At 65.8% G+C, this 22,400-nt stretch carries 28 protein-coding genes and 1 tRNA gene; 12 read left to right on the top strand and 17 right to left on the bottom strand.

The window, feature by feature from the left end; all coding sequences use genetic code 11:
- Nucleotides 1-27: 27 nt before the first annotated feature.
- Both ACSC1Y_RS05695 and ACSC1Y_RS05690 read right to left on the bottom strand, forming a co-directional pair.
- Nucleotides 28-432 (bottom strand): DUF7522 family protein, encoded by a 405-nt coding sequence (locus ACSC1Y_RS05695; protein ID WP_435333723.1) that lies wholly within the window; start codon nucleotides 430-432, stop codon nucleotides 28-30.
- 52 nt (nucleotides 433-484) lie between these two features.
- Complete coding sequence (locus tag ACSC1Y_RS05690) at nucleotides 485-1,987, bottom strand: HPP family protein (protein WP_435333722.1); 1,503 nt, start codon at nucleotides 1,985-1,987, stop codon at nucleotides 485-487.
- 143 nt (nucleotides 1,988-2,130) lie between these two features.
- Between ACSC1Y_RS05690 and ACSC1Y_RS05685 the strand changes: the two genes are divergently transcribed.
- On the top strand, nucleotides 2,131-2,868 hold the full coding sequence (locus tag ACSC1Y_RS05685) for a DUF547 domain-containing protein (RefSeq protein ID WP_435333721.1): 738 nt from the start codon (nucleotides 2,131-2,133) through the stop codon (nucleotides 2,866-2,868).
- Between the two features lie 251 nt (nucleotides 2,869-3,119).
- Here the strand turns inward: ACSC1Y_RS05685 and ACSC1Y_RS05680 are convergent, their stop codons facing one another.
- Both ACSC1Y_RS05680 and ACSC1Y_RS05675 read right to left on the bottom strand, forming a co-directional pair.
- On the bottom strand, nucleotides 3,120-3,851 hold the full coding sequence (locus ACSC1Y_RS05680) for a guanosine phosphorylase (protein WP_435333720.1): 732 nt from the start codon (nucleotides 3,849-3,851) through the stop codon (nucleotides 3,120-3,122).
- A gap of 142 nt (nucleotides 3,852-3,993) precedes the next feature.
- Nucleotides 3,994-5,013 carry a phosphoribosylaminoimidazolesuccinocarboxamide synthase gene (locus ACSC1Y_RS05675; RefSeq protein WP_435333719.1) on the bottom strand — a complete coding sequence of 340 codons (1,020 nt, stop codon included), beginning with the start codon at nucleotides 5,011-5,013 and terminating at the stop codon, nucleotides 3,994-3,996.
- A 156-nt stretch (nucleotides 5,014-5,169) separates the two neighbouring features.
- Here ACSC1Y_RS05675 and ACSC1Y_RS05670 point away from each other — a divergent pair, with 156 nt between their 5' ends.
- Nucleotides 5,170-6,681, top strand: a complete 1,512-nt coding sequence (locus ACSC1Y_RS05670; protein WP_435333718.1) for a TerB family tellurite resistance protein — start codon at nucleotides 5,170-5,172, stop codon at nucleotides 6,679-6,681.
- A gap of 21 nt (nucleotides 6,682-6,702) precedes the next feature.
- On the opposite strand, the gene ACSC1Y_RS05665 is transcribed toward ACSC1Y_RS05670, so the two are convergent.
- Nucleotides 6,703-7,608, bottom strand: a complete 906-nt coding sequence (locus ACSC1Y_RS05665; protein ID WP_435333717.1) for a mechanosensitive ion channel family protein — start codon at nucleotides 7,606-7,608, stop codon at nucleotides 6,703-6,705.
- A gap of 130 nt (nucleotides 7,609-7,738) precedes the next feature.
- On the opposite strand from ACSC1Y_RS05665, the gene cofH reads away from it, so the two are divergent.
- Together cofH and ACSC1Y_RS05655 are read left to right on the top strand one after the other, a co-directional pair.
- The gene (cofH, locus tag ACSC1Y_RS05660) at nucleotides 7,739-9,142 is read left to right on the top strand and encodes a 7,8-didemethyl-8-hydroxy-5-deazariboflavin synthase subunit CofH (protein ID WP_435333716.1); all 1,404 of its coding nucleotides are present in this window, start codon (nucleotides 7,739-7,741) and stop codon (nucleotides 9,140-9,142) included.
- A gap of 39 nt (nucleotides 9,143-9,181) precedes the next feature.
- Nucleotides 9,182-9,460, top strand: coding sequence for a hypothetical protein (locus tag ACSC1Y_RS05655; RefSeq protein ID WP_435333715.1), 279 nt, complete (start codon nucleotides 9,182-9,184; stop codon nucleotides 9,458-9,460).
- Nucleotides 9,461-9,469: 9 nt separating this feature from the next.
- On the opposite strand, the gene ACSC1Y_RS05650 is transcribed toward ACSC1Y_RS05655, so the two are convergent.
- From ACSC1Y_RS05650 to ACSC1Y_RS05620, 7 genes are all read right to left on the bottom strand, one after another.
- Nucleotides 9,470-9,616: a DUF7557 family protein gene (locus ACSC1Y_RS05650; RefSeq protein ID WP_435333714.1), complete on the bottom strand. Its 147-nt coding sequence runs from the start codon at nucleotides 9,614-9,616 to the stop codon at nucleotides 9,470-9,472.
- 169 nt (nucleotides 9,617-9,785) lie between these two features.
- Nucleotides 9,786-10,040 (bottom strand): hypothetical protein, encoded by a 255-nt coding sequence (locus ACSC1Y_RS05645; protein ID WP_435333713.1) that lies wholly within the window; start codon nucleotides 10,038-10,040, stop codon nucleotides 9,786-9,788.
- Nucleotides 10,041-10,163: 123 nt separating this feature from the next.
- Nucleotides 10,164-11,306 carry a 7,8-didemethyl-8-hydroxy-5-deazariboflavin synthase subunit CofG gene (gene cofG, locus ACSC1Y_RS05640; RefSeq protein ID WP_435333712.1) on the bottom strand — a complete coding sequence of 381 codons (1,143 nt, stop codon included), beginning with the start codon at nucleotides 11,304-11,306 and terminating at the stop codon, nucleotides 10,164-10,166.
- A gap of 144 nt (nucleotides 11,307-11,450) precedes the next feature.
- Nucleotides 11,451-12,077: a 2-phospho-L-lactate guanylyltransferase gene (cofC, locus tag ACSC1Y_RS05635; protein WP_435333711.1), complete on the bottom strand. Its 627-nt coding sequence runs from the start codon at nucleotides 12,075-12,077 to the stop codon at nucleotides 11,451-11,453.
- A gap of 41 nt (nucleotides 12,078-12,118) precedes the next feature.
- Complete coding sequence (locus ACSC1Y_RS05630; protein WP_435333710.1) at nucleotides 12,119-12,943, bottom strand: hypothetical protein; 825 nt, start codon at nucleotides 12,941-12,943, stop codon at nucleotides 12,119-12,121.
- Nucleotides 12,912-14,084, bottom strand: coding sequence for a tubulin/FtsZ family protein (locus tag ACSC1Y_RS05625; RefSeq protein ID WP_435333709.1), 1,173 nt, complete (start codon nucleotides 14,082-14,084; stop codon nucleotides 12,912-12,914). The genes ACSC1Y_RS05630 and ACSC1Y_RS05625 overlap by 32 nt, the downstream gene beginning before the upstream one ends.
- A gap of 173 nt (nucleotides 14,085-14,257) precedes the next feature.
- Nucleotides 14,258-15,181: a complex I NDUFA9 subunit family protein gene (locus tag ACSC1Y_RS05620; protein WP_435333708.1), complete on the bottom strand. Its 924-nt coding sequence runs from the start codon at nucleotides 15,179-15,181 to the stop codon at nucleotides 14,258-14,260.
- A 115-nt stretch (nucleotides 15,182-15,296) separates the two neighbouring features.
- On the opposite strand from ACSC1Y_RS05620, the gene tmk reads away from it, so the two are divergent.
- The gene (gene tmk, locus ACSC1Y_RS05615; RefSeq protein WP_435333707.1) at nucleotides 15,297-15,884 is read left to right on the top strand and encodes a dTMP kinase; all 588 of its coding nucleotides are present in this window, start codon (nucleotides 15,297-15,299) and stop codon (nucleotides 15,882-15,884) included.
- A gap of 2 nt (nucleotides 15,885-15,886) precedes the next feature.
- On the opposite strand, the gene ACSC1Y_RS05610 is transcribed toward tmk, so the two are convergent.
- Nucleotides 15,887-16,207: a DUF7991 family protein gene (locus tag ACSC1Y_RS05610; protein WP_435333706.1), complete on the bottom strand. Its 321-nt coding sequence runs from the start codon at nucleotides 16,205-16,207 to the stop codon at nucleotides 15,887-15,889.
- 72 nt (nucleotides 16,208-16,279) lie between these two features.
- Between ACSC1Y_RS05610 and ACSC1Y_RS05605 the strand changes: the two genes are divergently transcribed.
- Nucleotides 16,280-17,329 carry a thiamine pyrophosphate-dependent dehydrogenase E1 component subunit alpha gene (locus ACSC1Y_RS05605; RefSeq protein WP_435333705.1) on the top strand — a complete coding sequence of 350 codons (1,050 nt, stop codon included), beginning with the start codon at nucleotides 16,280-16,282 and terminating at the stop codon, nucleotides 17,327-17,329.
- A 51-nt stretch (nucleotides 17,330-17,380) separates the two neighbouring features.
- On the opposite strand, the gene ACSC1Y_RS05600 is transcribed toward ACSC1Y_RS05605, so the two are convergent.
- The gene (locus ACSC1Y_RS05600; protein WP_435333704.1) at nucleotides 17,381-17,611 is read right to left on the bottom strand and encodes an Lrp/AsnC family transcriptional regulator; all 231 of its coding nucleotides are present in this window, start codon (nucleotides 17,609-17,611) and stop codon (nucleotides 17,381-17,383) included.
- A 99-nt stretch (nucleotides 17,612-17,710) separates the two neighbouring features.
- On the opposite strand from ACSC1Y_RS05600, the gene ACSC1Y_RS05595 reads away from it, so the two are divergent.
- The gene (locus ACSC1Y_RS05595) at nucleotides 17,711-18,397 is read left to right on the top strand and encodes a potassium channel family protein (protein WP_435333703.1); all 687 of its coding nucleotides are present in this window, start codon (nucleotides 17,711-17,713) and stop codon (nucleotides 18,395-18,397) included.
- Nucleotide 18,398: 1 nt separating this feature from the next.
- The gene (locus ACSC1Y_RS05590; RefSeq protein WP_435333702.1) at nucleotides 18,399-18,632 is read left to right on the top strand and encodes an Lrp/AsnC family transcriptional regulator; all 234 of its coding nucleotides are present in this window, start codon (nucleotides 18,399-18,401) and stop codon (nucleotides 18,630-18,632) included.
- 71 nt (nucleotides 18,633-18,703) lie between these two features.
- Here the strand turns inward: ACSC1Y_RS05590 and ACSC1Y_RS05585 are convergent, their stop codons facing one another.
- The gene (locus tag ACSC1Y_RS05585; protein ID WP_435333701.1) at nucleotides 18,704-19,207 is read right to left on the bottom strand and encodes a DUF5813 family protein; all 504 of its coding nucleotides are present in this window, start codon (nucleotides 19,205-19,207) and stop codon (nucleotides 18,704-18,706) included.
- Between the two features lie 69 nt (nucleotides 19,208-19,276).
- Nucleotides 19,277-19,660 carry a DUF7522 family protein gene (locus ACSC1Y_RS05580; protein ID WP_435333700.1) on the bottom strand — a complete coding sequence of 128 codons (384 nt, stop codon included), beginning with the start codon at nucleotides 19,658-19,660 and terminating at the stop codon, nucleotides 19,277-19,279.
- A gap of 222 nt (nucleotides 19,661-19,882) precedes the next feature.
- Here ACSC1Y_RS05580 and ACSC1Y_RS05575 point away from each other — a divergent pair, with 222 nt between their 5' ends.
- The 3 genes from ACSC1Y_RS05575 to ACSC1Y_RS05565 all read left to right on the top strand — a co-directional run bounded on the left by ACSC1Y_RS05575 (nucleotide 19,883) and on the right by ACSC1Y_RS05565 (nucleotide 21,248).
- Nucleotides 19,883-20,170 (top strand): winged helix-turn-helix domain-containing protein, encoded by a 288-nt coding sequence (locus tag ACSC1Y_RS05575; protein ID WP_435333699.1) that lies wholly within the window; start codon nucleotides 19,883-19,885, stop codon nucleotides 20,168-20,170.
- 61 nt (nucleotides 20,171-20,231) lie between these two features.
- Nucleotides 20,232-20,534 (top strand): DUF8036 family membrane protein, encoded by a 303-nt coding sequence (locus tag ACSC1Y_RS05570; protein ID WP_435333698.1) that lies wholly within the window; start codon nucleotides 20,232-20,234, stop codon nucleotides 20,532-20,534.
- Between the two features lie 81 nt (nucleotides 20,535-20,615).
- Nucleotides 20,616-21,248 carry a COG4315 family predicted lipoprotein gene (locus ACSC1Y_RS05565; RefSeq protein ID WP_435333697.1) on the top strand — a complete coding sequence of 211 codons (633 nt, stop codon included), beginning with the start codon at nucleotides 20,616-20,618 and terminating at the stop codon, nucleotides 21,246-21,248.
- 415 nt (nucleotides 21,249-21,663) lie between these two features.
- Here ACSC1Y_RS05565 and ACSC1Y_RS05560 read toward each other — a convergent pair.
- A tRNA-Leu gene (locus ACSC1Y_RS05560) sits at nucleotides 21,664-21,748 on the bottom strand.
- Nucleotides 21,749-21,909: 161 nt separating this feature from the next.
- Here ACSC1Y_RS05560 and ACSC1Y_RS05555 point away from each other — a divergent pair.
- Nucleotides 21,910-22,389 carry a COG4315 family predicted lipoprotein gene (locus tag ACSC1Y_RS05555; protein ID WP_435333696.1) on the top strand — a complete coding sequence of 160 codons (480 nt, stop codon included), beginning with the start codon at nucleotides 21,910-21,912 and terminating at the stop codon, nucleotides 22,387-22,389.
- Nucleotides 22,390-22,400: the final 11 nt, after the last annotated feature.

Below are 22,400 nucleotides of genomic sequence, written 5' to 3'. Positions count from 1 at the left end.
TCGTCCCTACCCGAGAGAAGGCCGCGTCTACTCGAGCAACTTCCGGAGCGACACGGCCACGTCCTCGAACGCGTCGATGTCCATCTCGTCCGTGGTGACGATGACGCCGGTGTCACCGACGATGACCCGGCCCAGGTAGCCGTGTTCGAACGCCCTGATAGTGAGGTAGTACGTCCCGAACGCCGCGGCGATCTCGTCCTTCGCGGCCAGGGAGCTGTAGGTCTCCTGTGAGTCGAAGCCGAGTCGCTCGTTGTCGACGATGGCGGCCTGGAGCGGCTGCATGGAACCGTCGCCCCGCTGCAGGTCCGCGCGTGTGTAAAGCGGGGTCCAGTCGTCACGAGTGAAGAGGACGACAGACCGAAGCACGTCGCCGAACCCCGTTCGGCAGGCTGCGACGAGCTGTTCCTCTCGTGGTGGTGCAATCGACGTCATAGGAGACAGTATAGGCGCTGAAACGACATTAACTCATCTTCCACCCGAGCGACTACGACCCGCGATGTACGATGGCTACGTCCGTGTCCACGTCGCGTATCTTCTCGAAGGTCGGCGGCGCGATGAACCGGGAGGCGGCGGTCCGGTCGGTACTCGCACCGACGACGACGAGGTCGTGGTGGGGCCCATTCGCCGTCAAGAACCGCGTTATCGGCGTACAGGAGACACGCGTCTCGAACGTCCCGTCGAAGGGTTCGACGATGTTGTGGAGCATCTGCTCGGCTGCCCGGCGGCGAGACTCGGCGTCGATGCAGGTGCAGACGCTCAGTTCGCCCGCCCGGCCGGTCACCCGCTGGGCGAAGTCGAGCATCGCGTGCGCGTTCTCGCCCGCCCGGGCGACGGCGATGAGGGCACGCTTCCACCGTGTTTTGCCCGTGTGCGAGCGGAAGGCGATGACGTCGAGTGGGTCGTCGAACAGCTGTTTGACGAACGGAGAGAGGCTACCGTGGCGTTCCTCGTAGGGCGTGACGATGAGGTCGCAGTTGACCTCCTTCGCGGTCTGGAGCACGTCGCTCGACGGGTTGGCGGACTCCGTGGCGACGACCACCTCGCAGGGGACGCCGAGCTTCGTCCGGATGCGGCCCGCGAGCCGTTCGAGACGCATGGCCGCCTGTCCGGCAACCTGCTCTTCGGCTTCCGCGGTGGTGTCGACGGCTTCTCCCTCGGACGCGTCACCCTGGGTGGCGTCCGTCTCCGAACCGACGATGGCCTTCTCGGCGGCGGATATCTCCTCGTTGCTGACCGCATCGAGCAGGACGACCTTTCCGGCGTCGTGGGCGCTGGCGATGCGCGCGGCGAACATCGCCGTCGCCTCGACGTGTTCGCCACGTACGGGGACCAGCACGTGGTCGTCGCCCTTCGTCGTCTGGTAGAGGAACCGGGCCCGGCGGCGGTAGAAGTTCGTCTTCCAGACGTGGAAGGCAGATGCGACGATGGTACTCGCGACGAACACCGAGCCAGTGTACTGCAGGAAGTAGGTCACGAGGCTCGTGGTACCGCTGATGGCCGGTGCGATGAGTGCCAGCAGGGCGGTCGAGAACGCAGACGGCTGTTCGAGGTGGAACGCCCATGTCGCAGCCGCGGTGAGGAAGACCGCCAGTCCGGCGGTCACCGGCGAGACGACCATCGCCGTCGTCCCGAGCGGGTCCCGGAGCGAGGTCTGCAGTGCGACCCAGATGGCGACGGAGCCGCAGAGTGCGCCGGTGGTCAGCCCGCCGACGAACGTCATCGGCGAGGCGTACTTGCCCTCAGGGTCGGCGAACAGCGAGTACGTCCCGGAGGCAAGCGGCGGGAACAGCACGAACGGGAGCAGCTCCTCGGAGTTCGCGATGGCGGTCACCATCGCGATGAGGAGTGGGACGAGCACCAGCGAGGAGAGGTGGACGAGGTTGTCCGTGTCCTCGACCCACCGCAGGAAGTCCCGAACCTCTCGACGCTCGGCACGGCGTAACCGCCCGACGAGGGCGTGATACCGTGACCGTAGCTCGTCCAGCATGGCCCTGGCTACCCCCGCCACGAAGTAAAGCCGTTCGTTCGGGTCACGGTCGGTGGGTGGGGGTTTAGGGTTGGGTTGTTGGGGATTCACGGTTACCGGCCGGTAGCCTGCGGTTTAAGGACCTCGCGTCGAACCGTTGGACGATGACACCAGCCACGTCCGGCTCCCTCCTCGGCCTCGCCCGCGACTTCCTGCTGGCGGTGAAGTCGGGGGACGAGGCTGCGGTGGATTCCCGCCGCCGCGAACTCGCTGCCCTCGACACGCGCGACCTCGAGACGCTGTCGAGCGACGACGAGACGGTCGCGTTCTGGGTCAACGTCTACAACGCCTTCGTGCAGTACCGCCTCGAAGAAGACCCCGCTCGCTGGGAGAACGGTCGGTTCCTCCCCTTCCCGAAGCTGTTCTCGCTCGACCTCGTCACGGTCGCCGGGACAGAGCTGAGCCTCGACGACGTCGAACACGGTCTCCTCCGTCGGTCGAAGAGCATTCTCGGGTTCGGCTACCTCCCAAGGCTGCTGACGAGTTCGTTCGAGCGCGAGCACCGCGTCCGCGAGGCCGACCCTCGCGTCCACTTCGCACTCAACTGCGGAGCTGCCTCGTGTCCGCCTATCGCGGCGTACTCCGCGGCGAACCTGGACGAAGAGCTGGACCGGGCCACGGCGTCATTCCTCGAGAGCGAGTGCGAGTACGACGCCGACGAGACCGTCGTTCGGGTGTCGAAGCTGTTCTCGTGGTACCGTGGGGACTTCGGCGGGAAGGCGGGTATCGTCCGGTTCCTCCGGGAGTACGGCGTGGTCCCCGAGGGGACGACGCCGAAACTCGCGTACACCGAGTACGACTGGTCGATGAATCTGGGAGCGTACGACGAGGAACGAGTGTGACGAGTCTCGGACGAGCAATCGGTCACGAGTGACGGAGTAGCCCTCCCCAGCCGACTGCGCCCTTCCCTTCGCTCCACTTCGGTCCAGCGCTCGCCCCTCACGCGGAACCGACTCGCGGTCTTCACTCTCGTTCAGGCACACTCGTCAGCACGCGCCAGAGCGGTTGCTTGGGGACAGTCGTCATTACGTGCCAGAGCGGTTGCTTGGGGACAACCGACGGCGAAAAGGACAGAACTCGACGCAGACGTCGCTTACTCCTTCAGCTGCCGGACCGCTTCCAGCGAGATGTCGATGGCGCGGCCGACGTTGTTCTTCGCCTTCTCGGGCAGCTCGTCGTCCTCGGTGTCGGTACCCTTCTGGGTGCCGAGTACGAGGTTCCCGTCGACGGTGCAGATGGCGCCCGCGGCGAGGCCCTTCCGGCGTGCGAGCGTGAAGACCGTCGCGGCCTCCATCTCGACGCTCAGGATGCCCGCTTCCTCCCAGCTCTCGACGTACTCGTCGGTCTCGGCGTAGTACGCGTCGTCGGATGCGATGGGACCGACGTGGATGTCCTCGTCGTTGGCCTCGGCGGCGTCGACGAGCGAGGTCATGACGTCGTAGTCCGGGACGGCCGGGTACTCGACGTCCTCGTAGCGCTTCGATGTCCCTTCGTTCTTCGCGGCGCCGGTCGCGACGACCATGTCGCCGATGTCGACGTACTCCTGGAGCGCGCCGGTCGTTCCGACGCGGATGAACGTCTCGACGCCGACTCGAGAGAGCTCCTCGACGGCGATGGCGGCGGAGGGACAGCCGATACCTGTCGAGCAGATGGTCAGGTCGACGCCCTCGTAGGTGGCGTTGGCGACCTTGTACTCGCGGTTCTCCGCGACGACCTCGCTGTCGTCGCAGTGGCCGGCGATGCGGTCCACGCGGCCCGGGTCGCCGGGGATGAGTGCGATGTCGTGTACGTCTCCCTCGTCGACGAGCAGGTGCGGTTGGGTCATATCGAGCGCTTCGCGCAAGCGAGGCAAAAAAGGACCGTTTACCGGCCGTCCCTGGGCGACGACCTGGCGAAGCGAGTCGCCCGATGGGGAGGCGAGTCGCCCGATGGGGAGCGAGTTACCGGACGGAATGCGAGTCGCCGAGCTACAGCCGTTGCACCGCACCGACTGCAACGTCGATGGGCGGCGCGTCGAACAGTTCGAGTCCGGTGTAGGCGTTCGCGCCGGCGGTGTACATGTCGCTGGCGACGGCGAGTACGTCGTCGTCGAGGGGGTCCGGCTCGCGCTCGCAGAGGGACTTCCAGTCGGCGACGTTCTCACGCTTTGCCTGCTCTTTGGCCTGGCGGACCGCCTCGACCCACTCGGGCTGGGTCCGCTTGTGGTACTGGCGGATGACCTCCTTCGAGAGCTGGGTGCCCTCGAAGCTGAAGCGGTTCTCGTCGAAGGTTCCGACCACGTCGGCGACGCGGATCTCGCCGTCGTAGTAGAGACACTCTATCTTGCCGTCTTCGTGGGAGAGCCCACCGGCTTCGGCCTGCTCGGTGACGATACGGTTGACCTCGCGGGCGACGCGTTCGAGCTCGCCGATGCTCGCCTTCCCGGCGATGGTGTCGGCCTCCTCGCGGGTGAGGTGGCGGTCGCCTTCCTCGTACTTGGTGGTGAACTCGACGATTGGCTCGTCGAGGTCGACCGCCTCGTCTGGCCACTCTTCGAGCTCGAGTCCGTGGTCCGCCGGCTTCGTGCGGCGGCGGAGGCTGGAGCCGACGGGAACGCGGTTCCGGAAGACGATCTCGAGCGGCACGAGGTAGTTGTCGCCGGCGGCGGCGTGGTATGCGCCGTAGTCGTAGTTCCGGCCCTCGTGCGGGAGGTCGGGAACCTGGGTGAGTTCGATGGCCATCTGCCACGGCGGGCTCGAGGCCTCGCGGAGCGGGACGACTTCGCCGTCGTCCACGACGCCCCGGTAATGGGTCGGGACACCTTGGGACTCGAGCAGCTCGAAGTTGAACGCGCCCATCGAGCAGAGCGACGCGCCCTTCTTCGCTATCTGGTCCGGCATCTTCCCCCAGTCGAACACGGAGTAGTCGTCGGTGAAGACGAACGAGCCGCGCCCGAGTTCGTCCGGCGTCGCCGCCTCCTCGATGCGGAACTCCTTGACCGATGTCACGCGAAACGCCTCCTTCGAGGGTCCATACGAAAGCTGGCGACCAGCGGGAATACATAAGTACCGGTGTCCGTCGAAGAGGGAACGGCCGGACCACTTTTCTATCACGGTATCGACACAGAATCTGGACATGACACTTTCCAGAAGCGAGGTGCGACGGTGAGCACCATCGGGGCTGCACTCGGGTTCGGTGGAGTGCTCGGGTACGTCTTCGCGTGCGGTGGCTACTGGCTGACGATGCGGGACGCCAGGGTCGGCGCGGGCTTCGCGGCGGCGACCGCAGGTCTCGCACTCACACTCCCGCTCGGACTCCTCTCCCTCGTGGGTGCGGCCGTCGGTGCGGCCGCGGGAGTTGCGGTAGGAACGACTCGTCCCCGACTCGGCTGGTCGGTCGCCGCGGGGGCAGGTGGACTCGTCGTCGGAACGGCGGTGGCCGGTGCATCCCTCGGCTCCCCGGTGGCGGTCGGTGCCGGCGTCGTTGTGGGTGGCGCACTCGCCGGTCTCGCGTGGAGGTTCCCGCGGGCGGGCGTTCCACTCGGGACCACCGCCGCCGGAGCGGTCTTCGCCGCGTTCCTGCCGACCGTCGCCGGGGTGGAGACGGTCGCCCTCTGGAACACCCCGGCGGGTGCGGGCGTGACCATCGGTTTCGCAACGTTCCTCGGGCTCATCGCCCAGCCGTGGGTCGCCGAGCTCGGCGACGAGGTGCCGCCGCTGTTCCCGTTGTTCTTCCGACGCTGGTTCGACCTCGTGCCGGAGGGTGGTGTGAACGACGCGCTCTGTCCCAACTGCGGGACGGACGTCGACCCGACCGCCGCATACTGCAGCGACTGCGACGCGTCGCTCGTCGGCATGGTCGGGCCGGCCGACGGTGCCGCCGTCGACGACGCCACCACGGCCGAGATTCCGGCCGGCGCGGTCGCGGTCGACGTGGCCTGCCCGCACTGCGGCGAGCGCCCCATCGAGGAGCGCGCCACGGGCGTCGGGCTGCTCGGACTGCTCGTCATCTACCGCTGGAAGACGCGGTCGTTCGTCGGCTGCCACCAGTGCAACCGGAGCAAGTTGTTCCGAATGGCGGGCAAGAACGCGGTGCTCGGCTGGTGGAGCATCACGGCGCTCGTCAACCCGTTCGCCATCGCCTACGACGTCGGGCGAGGGCTGTACAACACGGGACCGAGCGAGAAACTCGCCCGGTCGCTCGACGGCGCGGGTATCGACTACGAGTGGCTCACCGAGTCCGATGCGTACGACCCCTCGAGCGAGCCGGGGAACGAACTGATGTTCCGAGGAATCCTGCGCCTCGGCATGTCAGTCGCCCTCGCAGACGGGTCGCTCGACCGGGCCGAAGCCGTGGCGATGCGCGACGCGGCGCTGGAACTGTTCGAGGGACGGTCCCCCGAGTCGGTCGAGTCGCGTCTCGACCGGTACGCCGGTGAGGTCACGAACGCAGACAAGGTCGCGGCCGGGCTTTCGGACATGCTGACGCTCGAGGGCAAGACGCTCGCGCTCGTCTACGCAGCTCGCGTCGCGGCCGCCGACGGTGTCGTCAGCGACGACGAACGAGTGCTCCTCGGCCGAATCGCGAACGGACTCGGGCTCGACCCCGAACGTGTCGACGAGGTTCTCGGCGCGTCGGTGTCGGCGGGCGACGATTCGAACAAACGGGCGGTCTGAGCTGGAACCCGTCCGCCCCGGTCAGTCGCCGGAGGCGGCCTGGCTCTGCCCCCGCTGGACGTCCATCAGCTCCGCGGCGTTCTCGATGGAGATGCCACCTTCCAGTTCGCGGTACGGGTACGGCATCTCGATGGCTTCGGCGTCCAGACGGTTCTTGACCGCTTCCACGAGGTCCGAGCGGACCTTCATGAAGTCGGCGCGACTCGGATTCGCGATCCAGAACCGGGTCTGGAGGCCGACGTATGAGTCGGCCAGTTCCGTGACGCGGATGGACGTCCCGGGGTCGTCCATGATGTCGTCGTTCTTCGCGGCCTCGTCGAGGATGACGTCCTTCGCGTGCTCGATGTCGTCCTCGTAGCCGATTCCGAAGACGAACTTCTGGCGCAGCTTGTCGTACGCGACCGGGTTCGTGACCGCGTTGTCGGCCAGCTCCGAGTTCGGCACCGTGATGCGTTCGTTGTCGAAGGTCCGGACGCGAGAGACGCGCAGGTCGATGTCCTCGACGATACCCTGCTTGTCGTTCCACTCGATCCAGTCACCCACCTTGAACGGCTTGTCCTTCAGGATGAACAGTCCGGCGACGAAGTTCCCGAGCAGGTCCTGTGCGGCGAAGCCGAGCGCGAGCGCCATCGCACCGCCCAGCGTCGCGAAGGCGGCGAGGAAGCTCCCGAAGCCGGCGACGGTGAAGGCGATTGCGACGGCGGCGAAGAACAGCACCGCGTGGGTGACGTCCTCGGCGACGCTGGCGATGGTCTCGTCCAGCCCCCGTTCGAGGATTCCCTTCTTGATGAGTGGGACCGCGACGATTCGGCCGACGAGATAGACGACGACGAACGCGGCGATGAACGCCGCGACTGCCCCCACGATCTCCCCGTACTGACTCATGATCTCGTTCCAGTCCGTCGGAACCTCTGTCTGTGTTAGCATCTCGCTATCCTTTCCTTGGTCCAGAGACACTTCGAAGCGGGCCCAAACCTGTTGGAGTGAGGGGTGAGCGTTCGGGATTCGCCGGCTATGCCGCGACGTTTTTACCCCTCGACACGAACCGTTGTGGATAATGACCCAACTCGACCCCACCGCGGCCGACCTGCCGTCGGACGGGTTCGACTTCGCACACGTCCCCGAGACGGACCAGTCGTTCGAGAACGCACTCGCGAAGGCTCGTGACGGCACTCGCCTCACGGTCGCAGACGGTATCGAACTCATCACGACGGGGACCGACGTCGACGGCATCGACCCGGTCCGTAAGGAGAAGGTCCTCCAGGCGGCCGACGAACGTCGGCAGGACGTCGTCGGCGACGAGGTGACCTTCGTCGCGAACCTCAACAACAACGTCACGACCGCCTGCAACACCGGCTGCCTGTTCTGCAACTTCAAGGACACCGCCCACACGTTCGAGGAGGGGTACGAGGGCGACCACGCGGGGTTCACGAAGACGCCCAAGGAGTCGCGTCGAATCGTCCGTGACGCGGTCGAGCGCGGGGTCTACGAGATTACGTCGGTCTCCGGGCTCCATCCGGCGTTCGCCCTCGACGACGAACACCACGAGATACTCCGGGACTCCGACTGGAAGGAGACGAACTACAAGCCGCCGGAGCGCTACACGACCGACCCCGGCACCTACGTCGAGCAGATGGCTGCGATGTCCGTCGACGACGTTCACCTCCACTCGATGACGCCGGAGGAGGCCTACCACGCCCGGCGTGGAACGGACTGGAGCTACGAGGAGGTCTACCGGCGGCTAAAGGACGCGGGGCTGGATTCGGTCCCCGGGACCGCCGCCGAGATCCTCGTCGACGAGGTCCGGGACGTCATCTGTCCGGGCAAGATTGGGACCGACGACTGGCTCGAGGCGATGGAGGCCGCCGCGAACGTCGGCCTCGGGCTCACCGCGACCATCATGTACGGCCACGTCGACAACGCGGCCCACCGCGTCATGCACCTGAAAGAACTGCGTGACCTCCAGGAGCGTGTCGACGGCGCCATCACGGAGTTCGTCCCGCTCTCGTTCGTCCACGAGAACACGCCGCTGTACGAACACGGCGTCGTCACCGAGGGTGCGAGCCGTGCCGAGGACGAACTGATGATCGCCGTCGGGCGACTGTTCCTCGACAACGTCGAGCACGTCCAGTCGTCGTGGGTCAAGTACGGCGACGAGCACGGCATGAAGATGCTCAACTGCGGCGCGGACGACTTCATGGGCACTATCCTCTCCGAGGAGATCACGAAGCGCGCCGGCGGCCAGTACGGAGAGTTCCGGACGTTCGACCGGTACGTCGAGATGATTCGGGCCATCGGCCGGGTCCCGGTCGAACGGTCGACCGACTACGAGCAGCGTCGCGTCATCGAGGGCGACGGGCCGTTCGGGCCGATGCTCGGGCCGAAGGCCGACGGGACCCCGCTGCTGGCACCCGAGGAGGTACCCGAGACGGCGGGCGACGTGGCCAGCGCCGACGATTGAGAGATACACCGTTTTACCGTGGCTCCCCGTAGGGCACGTATGAACACCCTCGCACCAGCCGAGGAAGACGACCAGTGGCTGCTCCCGCAGCACGCCCATATCGTCGTCTACGAACGCGAGGGCGGCTCGGGGCTCCTCACGATCTACGACTGTGGGGCTGCCCAGAAACCGCCATCCGCACAGCTCATCGGCGACCTCGGGAGCGTTCGCGCCGAGCACGAGATACAGCAGAACCCGACCGGCTACGTCGTGCGGATGCGCGAGCGTTCCCTCCTGATACGCGAAAGCGTCGGTCACTGGGTCGTCCGGCCCTGTTGAGCGCCGAGCTTATTCCGAGTAGCCCTCCTGTACGAACCGTGTGCTCTCGTAGATGTTCACCAGCTCCTCGATGAGTTCCGGAATCGTCTCGTCCTCTTCGAGGTGCGTCTTGAGCCGGGCGTACAGTTCGCCGTCGAGTTCGACGGTGTGGGACATACGGTGTCGAATACGCTTCGGTCACGGAAGAATCTATGTCACGTGTTCGCAAGCCACCACTCCCCTGCGGGGGCCGTACTCGCACGAGGTGTCGGGCGCACCGCCGGTGTCCGAACTTCGCGAGAAGATGCCACCGAGGCGCGCCCTCGACAAGTGCTCACGGACGCACTCAGGACGGCTGTGGCGGCGTATGGACCGACCTGAGGAGAACGCGGAGGCGCTGTTCACCGGTCGCGGTGATACTGTAGTAGCCGCCGTCCCGGTGACGGACCTTCTGCTCTCCCTGTAGCCGGTAACAGTGGCTCTCGACTCGCCCTGACTCGCAACCGAGCGCACTCGCGAGCTCCGAGACGTGCATCGCCGGCACGGCGTCGAGGGCGCTCAGGATGGCCTTCTCACTCGGAGTGTGTCTGCTGTCTCCCATCCACCTACAGAGACGAGTGAATCCGACATGAATCGAACTGGGTGAGGCCGGTATCGCTCGACAGGGCTGGACAAGCTCAGTGAATGCGTCCTCGACTCCGGAAACGGAGCGCGTCGACGGCGGTCAGACGCTCGTCTCGCCGTCGATGACGCGACGATAGCGCCGTCCCGCTGGCGTGTCTCCCAGTAGCGCATCGACGATGGGCTCCGAGAGCCAGCCGTCGCCGGGTGCCGGTTCGCCGTCGAACCCGTCGCTCCGCAGTTCCTCCGGCAGGAACCGTTCGTACACCGGGAGTCGCTCCCGCAGTGGGACGCCCGCCTCGTCCGCGATGTCGCGGAGTTCGCGCAGGGCGGGCCACTCGTACTCCGGGTTGATGTAGTCGTCCGTCACCGGTGAGACGCCACCCAGGTCGTCCACGCCGCAGTCGAGCAGTTCGCGCGTCGGCGAGAGGTTCGGCGGCACCTGTACGGAGACCTCGTCGGGGAGTGCGTGCCGTGCCATCGCGACGACCCGTCGCATCGTCTCCACGTCGGGCCGTTCGAACCGGGAGCGCTCGTTCGGGACGACGTTCTGGACGATGACCTCCTGGACGTGCCCGTACCGTTCGTGGAGGTCGCGGATGGCGAGCAGGCTCTCGGCGCGGTCGCGCCACCTCTCGCCGATGCCGACCAGGATGCCCGTCGTGAACGGCACCTGCAACTCGCCCGCGTTGCGGATGGTGTTGAGCCGCCGTCCGGGCGATTTCACCCGCCGGCCGGCGTGCGCGTCGACGTCGGCGGTCGTCTCCAGCATCACGCCCATGCTGGCGTTGTAGGGTGCGACGAGCGCCATCTGCTCGCGGGTCTGGTCGCCGGGATTCGAGTGCGGCAGGAGCCCCCGGTCGAGCGTGTGTGCACAGACCGCGCGGAGGTAGTCGTGGATTGAGTCGTAGCCCCACGCGTCGAGCTGGTCGTGTATCTCGTCGTACCGGTCGTCGGGGTCGTCGCCGAAGGTGAACAGCGCCTCGGTACAGCCAGCCTCGGCACCGGTATCGAGCGTCGCGTTCACGTCGTCGTCGTCCATCAGGGTCGCCTGCCCCGGCGGGTCGAAGAACGTACAGTAGGTGCAGGTGTACCGACAGGCCGTCGTCAGCGGCAGGAAGACGTTCCGCGCGAAGGTGAGTTCGGACGCCGGCTCGACGTCCGCCGGCGTCACCGACAGCAAGTCGGCGACCTCGTCGTCGTCGAACTCGAGCGTCACGTCGTACTCGTCGGCGCCGGGTATCACGACTGGTGGTCGCGGGGCGACCGACAAAAACGTGTCTGACCGAACACCACCACGAAAAAGCCAGAAGGTGGTGGATTCTGCAAGCACACGAGGCCTCGTGTACCTACACCTACTCCAGGGGTACTAAAAGGGGTTCGTGCGATGTCAGCCGTCGAGTCGACGGACGTTCACCCGCCCGTTTCCACGGTCGAGTCGAAACCCGTGTTCGCGGAGCCAGTCCGCGGTCCGACCGTCGCTGTGGACGAGTACCTCGACGAGGTCGCTCGGTTCGTCGACGTCGACCGCCAGCCGGTGAGAGTCGACGACCGTGCAGTCGACGCCGAGGGCTTCGGCCGCGTCACGGTGGTCCAGAAACGACGCGCCGTGGTAGTCGACGCGGAAGTCGGGCTCCCGGACGACGAGGGCGTTCGTCCCGCCGCCGAGGCCGGGTGCGACGACGACGCCGCCCGTCGCCCCGAACAGTCGGGAGAGCGCTTCGGGCGTCGCGAGTGCGAGGTCCGCCATCACGACCGCGAGTGGCTGGTCGGTCGTGACCGAGTCGGCGAGCACGCCGTTGACCGCGACCGAGAGCGAGCGGTCGTCGACGGTCACCGGCACGTCGCAGTCGACGGATCTCGTCGCGAGCAGTTCCGGGTCGTGACCCGCCGCCTGGAGCGCGTCGAGGACGTCGTCGCGCAACGTCCGCGCGAACGCGACCCGTTCATCAGGTCCGAGTACCGGCGAGAGTCGGGACTTCGGCTGGTCCGGTGCATACGGGACGACGACTCGCATGAAAAATCGGAGTGACCGCGCTGATAAATGAACCGCGGTGTTCAGCCGAGACGGCTGTAGTCGTCCTGCTGTTGTCTGTACCAGTAGATGCCGCCCCCGAGCACGAGGACGACGGCGAGTCCGGCAGCGCCGTACATGATGAGCTGGTTACGGCTCTCGGCGGACTGCTTTGCCGAGGCGGCGGAGCCTGCCTCGTCGCTCGCGCGGTTCGCGAGAGTCTCGGCGTTCTCGAAGTTCCCGTTCTCGTACGCGGAGACGGCGGACTCGAACGACTGCTGGGCCGTCGAGACGCTCGCACCGGACGACTTGGCGGATTCGATGTCCGACTTCGCCGAGTCGAGCGCCTCGCGGGCGCTCTTGCTCTCGGACGTGAAGTGGTGGGCGGTCTTGGTACCGATGGCGTTCGTGGCCCCGCCCTCACGAACCTGCGTCAGCGACGCGACGACGAACGTCTCCTTGTCACTGTACGTGTAGTTCGCGACCTCGGGGACCGTCCCGGTGACCTTCACCGTCACCTGGTTGGTGTCGGTCTTCTCGGCGTCGATCTTCGAGTAGTTGAACGTCTGCCCGTCGAACGACGACTGGTCTATCTGCTTGCCGGTGTCGGTGTCTTCGGTCGTGATGGTCCACGTCACGTCCTGCAGCTCGGTCTCACCGCGCAGGGTCCAGTTCGTGTAGCTCGGGTTCTTGTACAGCTCGCCGAGCGTGATGGTCGCGGTGTACTGTTCGCCGACTCGCTTCTCTTCGGGGACGTCTTCGTCGGTGACCGAGACAGCCGTCGCTGTGCCCACCGCCGCGACGGCGAGGAGGGCGACGACCGCGAGGATGGCCCACCTAGAAGAGTGGGTCGAGTTCATCCTCGTCATCTTCCACAAGGTTCTGGAGGTTCTCTTCGCTCTCCTGCCGGATGGAGTCGATGTTGTCCTGTGCTTCGATCGCGATCTGCTGTAGCTCCTTGATCCGCGGGACGTTGTTCACGCCGGACAGGAGGATGCAGGACGCGACCTGCGGTTCGTTGATGGGGTAGTCGCCGCCACGGACCTCCATCGAGCCGGTCTGCTCCTCGAGCCACTTCCGCCCGCGCTCTATGCCTTTGCGGTTGAGGTGTTCGCGCGGACCCGCCATGACGAGCAGGGCACGCTCTGCGCCCTCTATCTCGCATGGCAGTGTGAGCCGACCGAGCGCCGCCTTGCGGACCAGCGACGTGATTCGGTTCGTGGTGTGTGCGGTGTCGACGGGCTCGTCGTTGCCGCCGGTGAAGCGCGAGAGGAGGCCGCCATCGTTCGACGGCTCGACGTCCTCGGTCGCGTAGCCGACGGTGGAGACGCCACCGCCAGCCAGCGTGTTGATGATCTCGGAGGAGTCGACGACGCTCTCTGCGACCTCGTCGCCGGCACCGATCTCACCCGCACCGAACAGCACGCCGAAGCGACGGACGATCTCGTTGTTTATCTCCTCGTACCCACCTTCGACGGACTCGCCCGCCTGTCGCCACGAGTCGTTGTCGAAGACCATGAGGTTGTCAACTTCGCGGACGAAGGTCTGGAACGACCGCGCCGCGTTGAGCGTGTAGATGCCACCCTCGTCCGAGCCGGGCAGGATGCCCAGCCCGTAGACGGGGATGGTGTAGATGCGCTTGAGGTGCTTGGCGAGGACCGGGGCCCCACCGCTGCCGGTCCCGCCGCCCATCCCCGCCACCACCAGGAAGGCGTCGACCTCGTGCGTCGGAATCGAGTCGATGGCACCTTGCACCTCGTCGATGTCCTCCTCGGCGACTTCCGCGCCGAGCTCGTTGTCTGCACCCACCCCGTGTCCCTTGACGCGGGACTGTCCGATGAGTACGCGATTCTCCTGTTCGATGTTGTCAAGCCCCATCAGGTCGGCTTTCGCCGTGTTGACAGCGATCGCGGCCCGGACGATTCCACTCCGGGTGCGTTCGTCGTACTCGACGAACTTGTCCACGATTTTCCCGCCCGCCTGACCGAAGCCTATCATCGCCAGTTTCATGGAAAGGGGGTCTCCGTTGGTTCGAGTAGAAAGCAAAGAACGTTATAAGCCTTTGGATGGTGTTGATTCCCGTCACGTGTCAGAACGGGGTACCAAGGCTGTCGAGGTCCTCGCTATCACCTGAAAACGGGTACAGCCGAATAACAATCTTTCCGTGACATTTTGAAGGTTATTTAAGCAGTCGCGGTACCAGGCTCGGCGGTCGGCTGCTCGTGTGCCACGCCGAGGTAGTCCGCCAGGGTCCGTAGCTCCGTCTGCTCGACGCCGAACGCGGTCACGTCGTTGTCGATTACGGTGTTGTCCATCTTCAGCGAGCGGGCCTGGTCGGGGCCCATCGGGAAGAACGGGATGGGGCCCGCGAGCGTCAGGCCGATGGTGGCGAGCGCCATCGGGATGGGGACGATGGTGATGGACTTGCCCTCGGCCGCGTACGCGAGTTTCGTCACGTCCGCGAGGGTCAGTACCTCCGGTCCGCCGAGCTCGTAGGTCTGACCGACGTGTTCGTCCGACTCGACCGCGTCCGCAAGCATCGGGACGAGGTCGCCGACCCAGATGGGCTGGAAGCGCGTCTTGCCGCCGCCCGGGAGTCCCGTGACGACTGGCGTCGTGAGCTTCTTCGTGAACGAGACGAACTCACCGCCGTCGCCGAAGACGACCGACGGGCGGAAGATGACCCAGTCGAGGCTGGAGGCCTTCACCGCCTCCTCGGCCTGCCCCTTGGCGCGGATGTACGCGGTGTTTCCGTTCGGGTCGGCACCGAGGGCCGACATCTGTACCAGCTTGCCGACGCCGTGTTCCTCACACGCCCGAACTACGTTCTCGGTTCCCTTCCGGTGGACCGTATCGTGGCTCGTGTTCCCCGGTGGCTGGAACAGCGGCGAGAGCGCGACGAGGTTGACCACGGCGTCCTGCCCCTCGAAGGCGTCCGCGATGGACTCGTAGGCGCTTACGTCGCCCATCACCGTGTTCACGGTGTTCGGCAGGTCGGCGTCGTCCGGGTGCCGCGCCAGCGCCGTCACTTCGTGACCCCGGTCCACGAGCTCCTCACACAGTCGCTGTCCGACGAATCCCGTGCCGCCGGTGACGAGTACCTTCATACGTGACAGAAGGTTCGGAAATGCGATAAAGGCATCCCCGAACGGGATTCTCACCGAGCCGGCGACCCCGCCCACGCTCCGACAGACAGAAACCCCCTCCGGGAAAAGCGCGAGTATGCTCGTCACACTGGAGGGGCTCGACGGGAGCGGCAAGACGACGGTCTGGGAGGCACTCCACGACACCTACCCCGACGCCACGTTCACGCGCGAACCGACGAACTCGTGGTACGGCGACGCCGTCAACCGCTCCATCGAGGACGACGACGCCGATTCGCTCGCGGAACTGTTCCTCTACACGGCCGACCACGCCGACCACCTCGAACGCGTGATCAAGCCGGCCCTCCGCGACGGCGACCTCGTCGTCTCCGACCGCTACTCGGACTCTCGCTACGCGTATCAGGGTGCGACCCTCGACGGCCGCATCAAGCGCCCGATGGAGTACATCCGCGGCGTCCACCAGCCGTTCACGGTCGAACCCGACGTGACTATCTTCCTCGACATCGACCCGCACACCGCGATGCAGCGCTCCGGCGCGACCAACAAGTTCGAGCAGTCGAAGTACCTGACGCAGGTCAAGCAGAACTACGAACAGCTCATCGAGTGGCAGCCGGAGCGGTTCGTCCGCGTCGACGCGAGCCAGTCGCCGGAGGAGGTGCTCGACCGGGTGGAGGAGGTCTTCGAAGCGATTCTGGAGGAGGAGTAGGTTCACCGCATCGTATCGGGCAACTCTATCTCGTCCGGCGCCGGCATCCAGAAGTAGTCGACGGTCACGCCGAGGACGAGCGGGAGGGCGATGCTCACGAGCAGGGCGAGGTTCTTCGAGCCGAGGTTCGCGCCGAGCTGGAGGCCCCCGGAGATGACGAGCGTCGTCGCCAGCAGCAGGAACGGGACGATGAGGACGGTGTACAGCACCGAGCCCCAGTCGGTGTTCATCCGCTCTCTGAAGAACCGCGTCGATACCGCGGCGATGGCGGTGTTGACCGCGACGAGGACGAGCAGGCCGACGATGCCCACCAGGTCTACCATGCGCGCTCCTAGGTGATGGACACCCTTTGCCGTATCGGAACGGCTTTGAAGAATGCCCTAATCGACACATCCATGCACCGAGTCATCGGAGAGCGCGACCTCTCGGACACCCCCTTCAGTGCCGACGAGGCCCGCGCCCTCTACCGCGACATGGTCCGAGCTCGCCGGTTCGACGAGCGCGCACTGTCACTCCAGCGCCGCGGGTGGATGAGCGGCTACCCGCCGTACAAGGGTCAGGAAGCGTCACAGGTCGGCGCGGCGCACGCGATGGCCGACACGGACTGGCTGTTCCCGACGTACCGCTCGAACGGGATGCAGATCGCGCGCGACGTGCCGATGAGCGACATCCTGCTGTTCCGCCGCGGCCGTGCGGAGTACGACTCCGGCCACGAGGTTCCGGTCTTCCCGCAGGCGGTCCCCATCGCGACGCAGATTCCCCACGCCGCCGGCGCGGGGATGGCGATAAACTACGAGGACGACGACTGCGCTGCACTCTGTTACTTCGGCGACGGCGCGACCTCGGAGGGCGACTTCCACGAGGGGCTCAACTTCGCGGGCGTGTTCGACGCGCCGGTCGTCTTCTTCTGCGAGAACAACAACTGGGCCATCTCGCTGCCCCGACGCAAGCAGACCGCGGCGGACTCAATCGCCGCCAAGGCGGAGGCGTACGGTATGATGGGCGGCCAGGTCGACGGGAACGACCCGCTGGCGGTCCGCGAGTTCGTCCAGAGCGCGCTCGAGAGCGCCCGTGACGGCGAGCCGGTGCTCGTCGAGAGTCTGACCTACCGACAGGGTGCCCACACCACGAGCGACGACCCGTCCCGGTACCGCGGCGACGAGGACGACGACTTGCCGGAGTGGCGGACCGCCGACCCGCTGGAGCGCTACGAGGAGTACCTCCGCGAGCAGGGCGTCATCACCGACGAGTACGTCGAGACCATCTACGAGGAGGCCGACGAAGAGCTGTCGGAGGCCGTCGAACGCGCGGAGGCGAAGGAGCCGGCGGACCCGGTCGAGGTCTTCGACTCCGTCTACGCCGAGATGCCCAAGAAGCTGCGCGACCAGCACGGGTGGCTCGAGGGGTTCCTCGAGGACCACGACGTCCAGGAACTGGAGCACTGAACCAGCACCCCTTCTTTCGTCTGTCGGCCCATCCGCTCCCCGAGCGAGGACTCAGTGCAGCGCGATGTACGTCTTCGTGTCCGCGACGCCCTCCAACCCCTGTACCTCGCTCGCGACCGTGTGCATCACGTCGTAGACCTCCTCGGCGTCGACCTCCGTGATGATGTCCCAGTTGCCGGCGACGATGTGCGCCTCGGTCACGGGCTCGAAACTCCGGATGGCCTCGAGGAGTTCTTCGGACTTCCCAGCTGCTGTCTTCACCATGATGAACGCGTGAACCATTCGATATGTGGTACTCTCTGACACGGGAAAAACCTTTGCCCGGCGTCGGGGAACGTATCTGGGGCAAGTTATTCAAGGGGGGTGAGCGTATGGAGTGATATGCGGTTCGTTATCATTGGCGCTGGTCGAGTCGGTCTCCGTACGGCCCGTGTTCTCCGGGAGGAGGGTCACGAGGTGACGCTCGTCGAGACCGACGAGCGGAAGGTCAAGCGAGCGCGCGACCAGGAGTTCACGGTCGTGCAGGGGGACGGGTCTCACGAGGAGACGTTGGAAGAAGCAGGGGTCGCAGACGCGGACGCCATCGCCGCGCTGACCGGTGACCTCAACACGAACTTCGCGGCCTGCATGATCGCGGACCACCACGGTGCGCGGACCATCATGCGCATCGACGAGGACTACCGCGAGGAGATTTACCGGAAGTACGCCGACGCCGTCGACGAGGTCATCTACCCCGAACGCCTCGGCGCCATCGGCGCGAAGAACGCCCTCCTCGGCGGCGACATCCGCGCGATCGCGGACATCGCACAGAACCTGCAGCTCGTCGAACTGACGGTCGCGGACGACTCACCTATGGCGGGCTACTCCATCGCAGAGGTCGAACTGCCGAAGGATGCGATGATGATCGCGTTCGGCAAGGAGGGCCGGTCGATGGGGATCCCCAACCCGGACGAATCGCTCGAATCGGGCGACCGTGTCGTCGTCCTCGCGGACTTCGGCGTCCTCGGCGACGTGCGTCAGCTCATCGTCGGCGATGCCACGCGTGCGGTACCCACTGGAGGTGTCTGATATGCCAGTCACAGCGTACATAATGATCAAGGCGAATACCGGCGAGGCGGACAGGCTCAGAGACAGCGTCGAGGACATCGAGGGCGTGAGGTCTGCCTACATCGTCGCAGGCGACGTCGACATCATCGCCTCGGTACAGGTCGACACACCGGGACAGGTCAAAGAGATAGCGGCGACGAAGATCCAGAGCATCCGGGGTGTCGAGGACACCCAGACGTACATCGCGATGGACTAGCGCGGTCGCTCGCCAGCGCTCGAACTCTCCGTTCTCAGGCTGTTAGTTCTCGTCAGTAGCCTGCTGTCTGCTCACTCGTCAGCAGCCTGCTCACCGTGTTGCATCGCGTCCTGCAGCAGCCGTGCGGCCGGCCCCCGGTACTCGTAGCCCGGGATGATACCCTGTGCGTAGGTCCCCTCGACGAACTCGGCGACGGCTTTGGCATCGGCCACGCCGTCCCGGGCAGTCCAGGCGACGTAGTCCAGCTCGACGACGACCTCCTCGCCGTCGCGAGTCACGATTGGTGGCTCGTGGCTCGTCGTCGTGGCGACGTCGAACGCGTCCTCCAGCCGTAGCTCCAGCGTCTCGAACCAGCCGTCTTCGACGACCTCGTGGACCGTCTCGTCGGCGACGGCCGCATCGAGCGTCGGGACGCGAACCTCGACGTGGAACTGGCCGTCGCGTTCCCCCTCTGCCTCTGAGGCGGACGCGACCGCGTCGAATACTGTCGTCTCGAGTTCGAACCCCGAATCGACGGCGGAGAAGGCGTCGTGTCTCTCGAACGCCGTCCGGACCGCCGGTGGCATCTCGCGCATGGGAGTCGGCTAGGGAGGCGACGGCCAAGGGCGTTGCGCTCGGACGTGGCGGTGAAACGGTCGACGCGACTACCGCTCGCGGGCTGCGAGGACGCCACGGGCGGCCATCGCCAGTTCGTCGAAGTTCGAAAGCGTCAGCCCGTCGGTCGTCACGAACACGCCGCCGTGTTCGGTGGTCACCCGGACGAGGAAGCCGTTCTCGAACTTCCGGATGGTGTAGTCGTACTCGCCGAGTTCCGAGGTCTCGTACGCAGCCTGCGTCGTCTTGAACTCACGCCACTCGTGGCCGACGAACGTCGACAGGTCAGCGTCGCGTTCGAGGTCGCTGCGGAGGTACAGCTGCTCGAAGTCGTCGCGTGTGAAGTAGGTCACGGAACGGAGGCTGTCACCAACCGTCGTCCGACACGCCGTCACCAGTCTGTCCTCGTCGCGTTCGGTCAACAACCGAGCCATGGCTCTACTGCACCGCCCGAGGTGAAAAGGACGTGGATAGTTCGTGATGGTCTGGTGCGACCTCCGGCGAGGCACGCCCAGCGGTCACTCACGCCGAAGAACGGTTCCGGTCCGTTGCGCGTCGTCGCCTTCCTGGAGACAGTCGAAGACGGGTTCGAAACTCGACGACGACGTTCATGCTACCGTGTAGTTTTTCTCCCCACTCGGGGTACCAACTGACGGATGGAGGGCGTGCTCTGGCACCTGCTGGCGAGTTCGAGAGGAGCCACGACACGGGTGCGCATCCTCCGGGCGATAGAGGCCCGGCCACGAAACGCGAACGAGCTGGCGACCGCGCTCGACCTCGACTACACGACGATTCGCCACCACACCGAGATACTCGTCGAGAACTCCATCCTCACCCGAACCGACGACGCTTACGGTGCGGTCTATCTGCTGAGCGACGACGTCAGGTCCAACTGGGACGTAGTCGAGGAGATACTGGCGGTCGTCGACGAGGAGGAGTCATGACACACGATATTGGACGAAATTTGGACAGTAGCTATACCGGCTGCGATGGAAGGGTGGAACGATGACCCTGTGGCTGGAGGCCGCGCGCCTCGCGGCGGGCGTGAACGCCGTCGTCCTGCTCGCGCTCGGCTGGGTCTGGCTGGGTAACTACCGACGACACGGGGCGAAACACACGCTCGGCCTGCTCGTCTTCGCCGGGTTCCTCCTCGTCGAGAACCTGCTCTGGCTCTACTTCTACCTGCTTCATCCCGCCTTCATCGGCTGGTTCGAGAGAGCGGGGACCGACGTCCAGCTCGGCGTGACGCTGCTCTGTGGCCTCGAACTCGTCGCGCTCGCATTCCTCGCGCGGTTGACACTCCAGTAGCGGGCCGCACACTATCGATTTCGGACCAATTTTGGATGTAGTTCGGAAAACACCTTTTCCGGTGGACTACGTGGTTCCAGTATGGCACCAACTCGACGGTCGGTCCTCGCAGGCGCATCCTCCACGCTCGCACTCGGAACGCTCGCGGGCTGTCTCGGCGACGACAGCGAGCCGACCGATACCGGAACCGACACCGACACCGGAACCGGCGGGACGGACACCACGACGGCCGGCACCACCGAGACGGAGACGACGACCGAGTCCGGCGAGAGCATCACCGTCGACGTCCGCGAGCACCCCGACCTCGGGGAGATCCTCGTCGACGGCGAGGGCATGACCCTCTACATGTTCGATAACGATACGAAGGGCTCCGGTGAGAGCACCTGTACCGGTGGCTGTCTCGACGCCTGGCCGCCTCTCACCGTCGACGGCGCAGCGACCGGCGGCGACGGCGTCTCCGCACCACTTTCGACGTTCAACCGCGGCGACGACACGCTGCAGGTCGCCGCCGACGGCTGGCCGCTCTACTACTTCGCCTCGGACAGCGGTCCCGGGGACGTGAAAGGCCAGGGCGTCAACGACGTCTGGTGGGTGCTCCGACCAGACGGTACGCCCGTGAAGGACACCGGTACGGGGACGTCGACGACGACGAACGACGGGAGCAGCGGCGGAAACAGTAGTGACGAAACGACGACGACGGACTCGTACTACTGAGCTCGGTCGCTGTCCCGGGCGCGTCGGTTCGGTCTGGACGTGCGGGTCGGACAGGTCTCTCGCTGGCGTTCTGAGTCGTCGATAGCGACGGTACGAGTGTCTCCTGGAGGGTTCTGGTGGAGAGGTCCCGTGAGAGACGTCTGGCGTAGAAGCGACGGGGCAAGATTCGAACCACGGTCGCTCCGTTCGCTCTCGCTCACTGCGCTCCCTGTTTCGCACCTATTCTGACCGCATCGCGGCGCTCACTGGCGTTCGTCGTCGGAAATTGCGGTGTGTGGGTCTGTTGGGGCGTTCTGGCAGAGAAATGACGGGGCAGGATTTGAACCCCGGTCGCTCCGTTCGCCATCGCGTACTCCGCTCCCCGGTTCAACTCCCTTTCTCGCATACACGTCTCTCACTGGCGTTCGAGACGATATGCGAGGGGCAGGATTTGAACCCGCGAATCCCTACGGAAGCGGATCTTAAGTCCGCCGCTTTTGGCCAAGCTCAGCCACCCTCGCGCTGGCTGTCGATTGTCGACCGGGTATAAAATCGGTTTCGCTTATGTCGCGTCGGCCAGGGGAGACGACAGCACGTTCCGTTCGGCCGGATGTCCGGTTCGAGACGACTGTCGGCGACACCCGCAAGAACCGATTTCGCCGCCGACAGCCTACTGTCGCTCATGGAGTACACACGTCGGTCCGTACTGCTCGCAAGCGGCACCTCGCTCGGGCTCGCCGGGTTCACCGGCGTCGCTCCCGTGGCGATGGCCGCGCCAACACTCAAACCCCCGGTGGCGACCGGGGCAACGACGCTCCAGACCGCGACCATCCAGCCCTACGGGGAGGTACTCGTCGACGGCGACGGGATGACACTCTACATGTTCGAGGGCGACACCCAGGGAAGCGGTGAGAGCGCCTGCACTGGAGGATGTGCAGATGCCTGGCCACCCCTGACCGTCGATGGTGACGTGCTCACCAGTTCCGCGGTCACTGCCAGCGTCTCGACGCTTGAGCGACCGGACGGCACGACACAGGTCATCGCCGGTGGCTGGCCGCTCTACCGCTACGCCGGTGATTCGTCGCCTGGCGACGCGAAGGGCCAGGGCGTGAACGACGCCTGGTGGGTCCTCTGCCGCTGTGGTAGACCGATTCGCACCTGAGAGGGGCGAAT

Origin of the sequence: Haloarchaeobius lipolyticus (assembly GCF_051208015.1) — an archaeon.
In the GTDB taxonomy this organism is placed as follows: Archaea; Halobacteriota; Halobacteria; order Halobacteriales; family Natrialbaceae; genus Haloarchaeobius.
Note: the sequence above shows the minus strand (reverse complement) of the source record. Positions and strands in the feature narration are given on the sequence as shown.

Excerpts from the sequence above, each read along its gene's own strand:
- ACSC1Y_RS05600 (WP_435333704.1), bottom strand. The coding sequence starts at position 17,611 with ATGGTTCACGCGTTCATCATGGTGAAGACAGCAGCTGGGAAGTCCGAA.
- ACSC1Y_RS05575 (WP_435333699.1), top strand. The coding sequence starts at position 19,883 with ATGGAGGGCGTGCTCTGGCACCTGCTGGCGAGTTCGAGAGGAGCCACG.
- ACSC1Y_RS05630 (WP_435333710.1), bottom strand. The coding sequence starts at position 12,943 with ATGACGAGGATGAACTCGACCCACTCTTCTAGGTGGGCCATCCTCGCG.
- ACSC1Y_RS05620 (WP_435333708.1), bottom strand. The coding sequence starts at position 15,181 with ATGAAGGTACTCGTCACCGGCGGCACGGGATTCGTCGGACAGCGACTG.
- ACSC1Y_RS05690 (WP_435333722.1), bottom strand. The coding sequence starts at position 1,987 with ATGCTGGACGAGCTACGGTCACGGTATCACGCCCTCGTCGGGCGGTTA.
- ACSC1Y_RS05555 (WP_435333696.1), top strand. The coding sequence starts at position 21,910 with ATGGAGTACACACGTCGGTCCGTACTGCTCGCAAGCGGCACCTCGCTC.
- ACSC1Y_RS05610 (WP_435333706.1), bottom strand. The coding sequence starts at position 16,207 with ATGGTAGACCTGGTGGGCATCGTCGGCCTGCTCGTCCTCGTCGCGGTC.
- ACSC1Y_RS05565 (WP_435333697.1), top strand. The coding sequence starts at position 20,616 with ATGGCACCAACTCGACGGTCGGTCCTCGCAGGCGCATCCTCCACGCTC.
- tmk (WP_435333707.1), top strand. The coding sequence starts at position 15,297 with ATGCTCGTCACACTGGAGGGGCTCGACGGGAGCGGCAAGACGACGGTC.
- cofH (WP_435333716.1), top strand. The coding sequence starts at position 7,739 with ATGACCCAACTCGACCCCACCGCGGCCGACCTGCCGTCGGACGGGTTC.
- ACSC1Y_RS05695 (WP_435333723.1), bottom strand. The coding sequence starts at position 432 with ATGACGTCGATTGCACCACCACGAGAGGAACAGCTCGTCGCAGCCTGC.
- ACSC1Y_RS05680 (WP_435333720.1), bottom strand. The coding sequence starts at position 3,851 with ATGACCCAACCGCACCTGCTCGTCGACGAGGGAGACGTACACGACATC.
- ACSC1Y_RS05595 (WP_435333703.1), top strand. The coding sequence starts at position 17,711 with ATGCGGTTCGTTATCATTGGCGCTGGTCGAGTCGGTCTCCGTACGGCC.
- ACSC1Y_RS05650 (WP_435333714.1), bottom strand. The coding sequence starts at position 9,616 with ATGTCCCACACCGTCGAACTCGACGGCGAACTGTACGCCCGGCTCAAG.
- ACSC1Y_RS05625 (WP_435333709.1), bottom strand. The coding sequence starts at position 14,084 with ATGAAACTGGCGATGATAGGCTTCGGTCAGGCGGGCGGGAAAATCGTG.
- ACSC1Y_RS05685 (WP_435333721.1), top strand. The coding sequence starts at position 2,131 with ATGACACCAGCCACGTCCGGCTCCCTCCTCGGCCTCGCCCGCGACTTC.
- ACSC1Y_RS05645 (WP_435333713.1), bottom strand. The coding sequence starts at position 10,040 with ATGGGAGACAGCAGACACACTCCGAGTGAGAAGGCCATCCTGAGCGCC.
- ACSC1Y_RS05570 (WP_435333698.1), top strand. The coding sequence starts at position 20,232 with ATGACCCTGTGGCTGGAGGCCGCGCGCCTCGCGGCGGGCGTGAACGCC.
- cofC (WP_435333711.1), bottom strand. The coding sequence starts at position 12,077 with ATGCGAGTCGTCGTCCCGTATGCACCGGACCAGCCGAAGTCCCGACTC.
- ACSC1Y_RS05580 (WP_435333700.1), bottom strand. The coding sequence starts at position 19,660 with ATGGCTCGGTTGTTGACCGAACGCGACGAGGACAGACTGGTGACGGCG.
- ACSC1Y_RS05605 (WP_435333705.1), top strand. The coding sequence starts at position 16,280 with ATGCACCGAGTCATCGGAGAGCGCGACCTCTCGGACACCCCCTTCAGT.
- ACSC1Y_RS05655 (WP_435333715.1), top strand. The coding sequence starts at position 9,182 with ATGAACACCCTCGCACCAGCCGAGGAAGACGACCAGTGGCTGCTCCCG.
- ACSC1Y_RS05590 (WP_435333702.1), top strand. The coding sequence starts at position 18,399 with ATGCCAGTCACAGCGTACATAATGATCAAGGCGAATACCGGCGAGGCG.
- ACSC1Y_RS05665 (WP_435333717.1), bottom strand. The coding sequence starts at position 7,608 with ATGCTAACACAGACAGAGGTTCCGACGGACTGGAACGAGATCATGAGT.
- ACSC1Y_RS05585 (WP_435333701.1), bottom strand. The coding sequence starts at position 19,207 with ATGCGCGAGATGCCACCGGCGGTCCGGACGGCGTTCGAGAGACACGAC.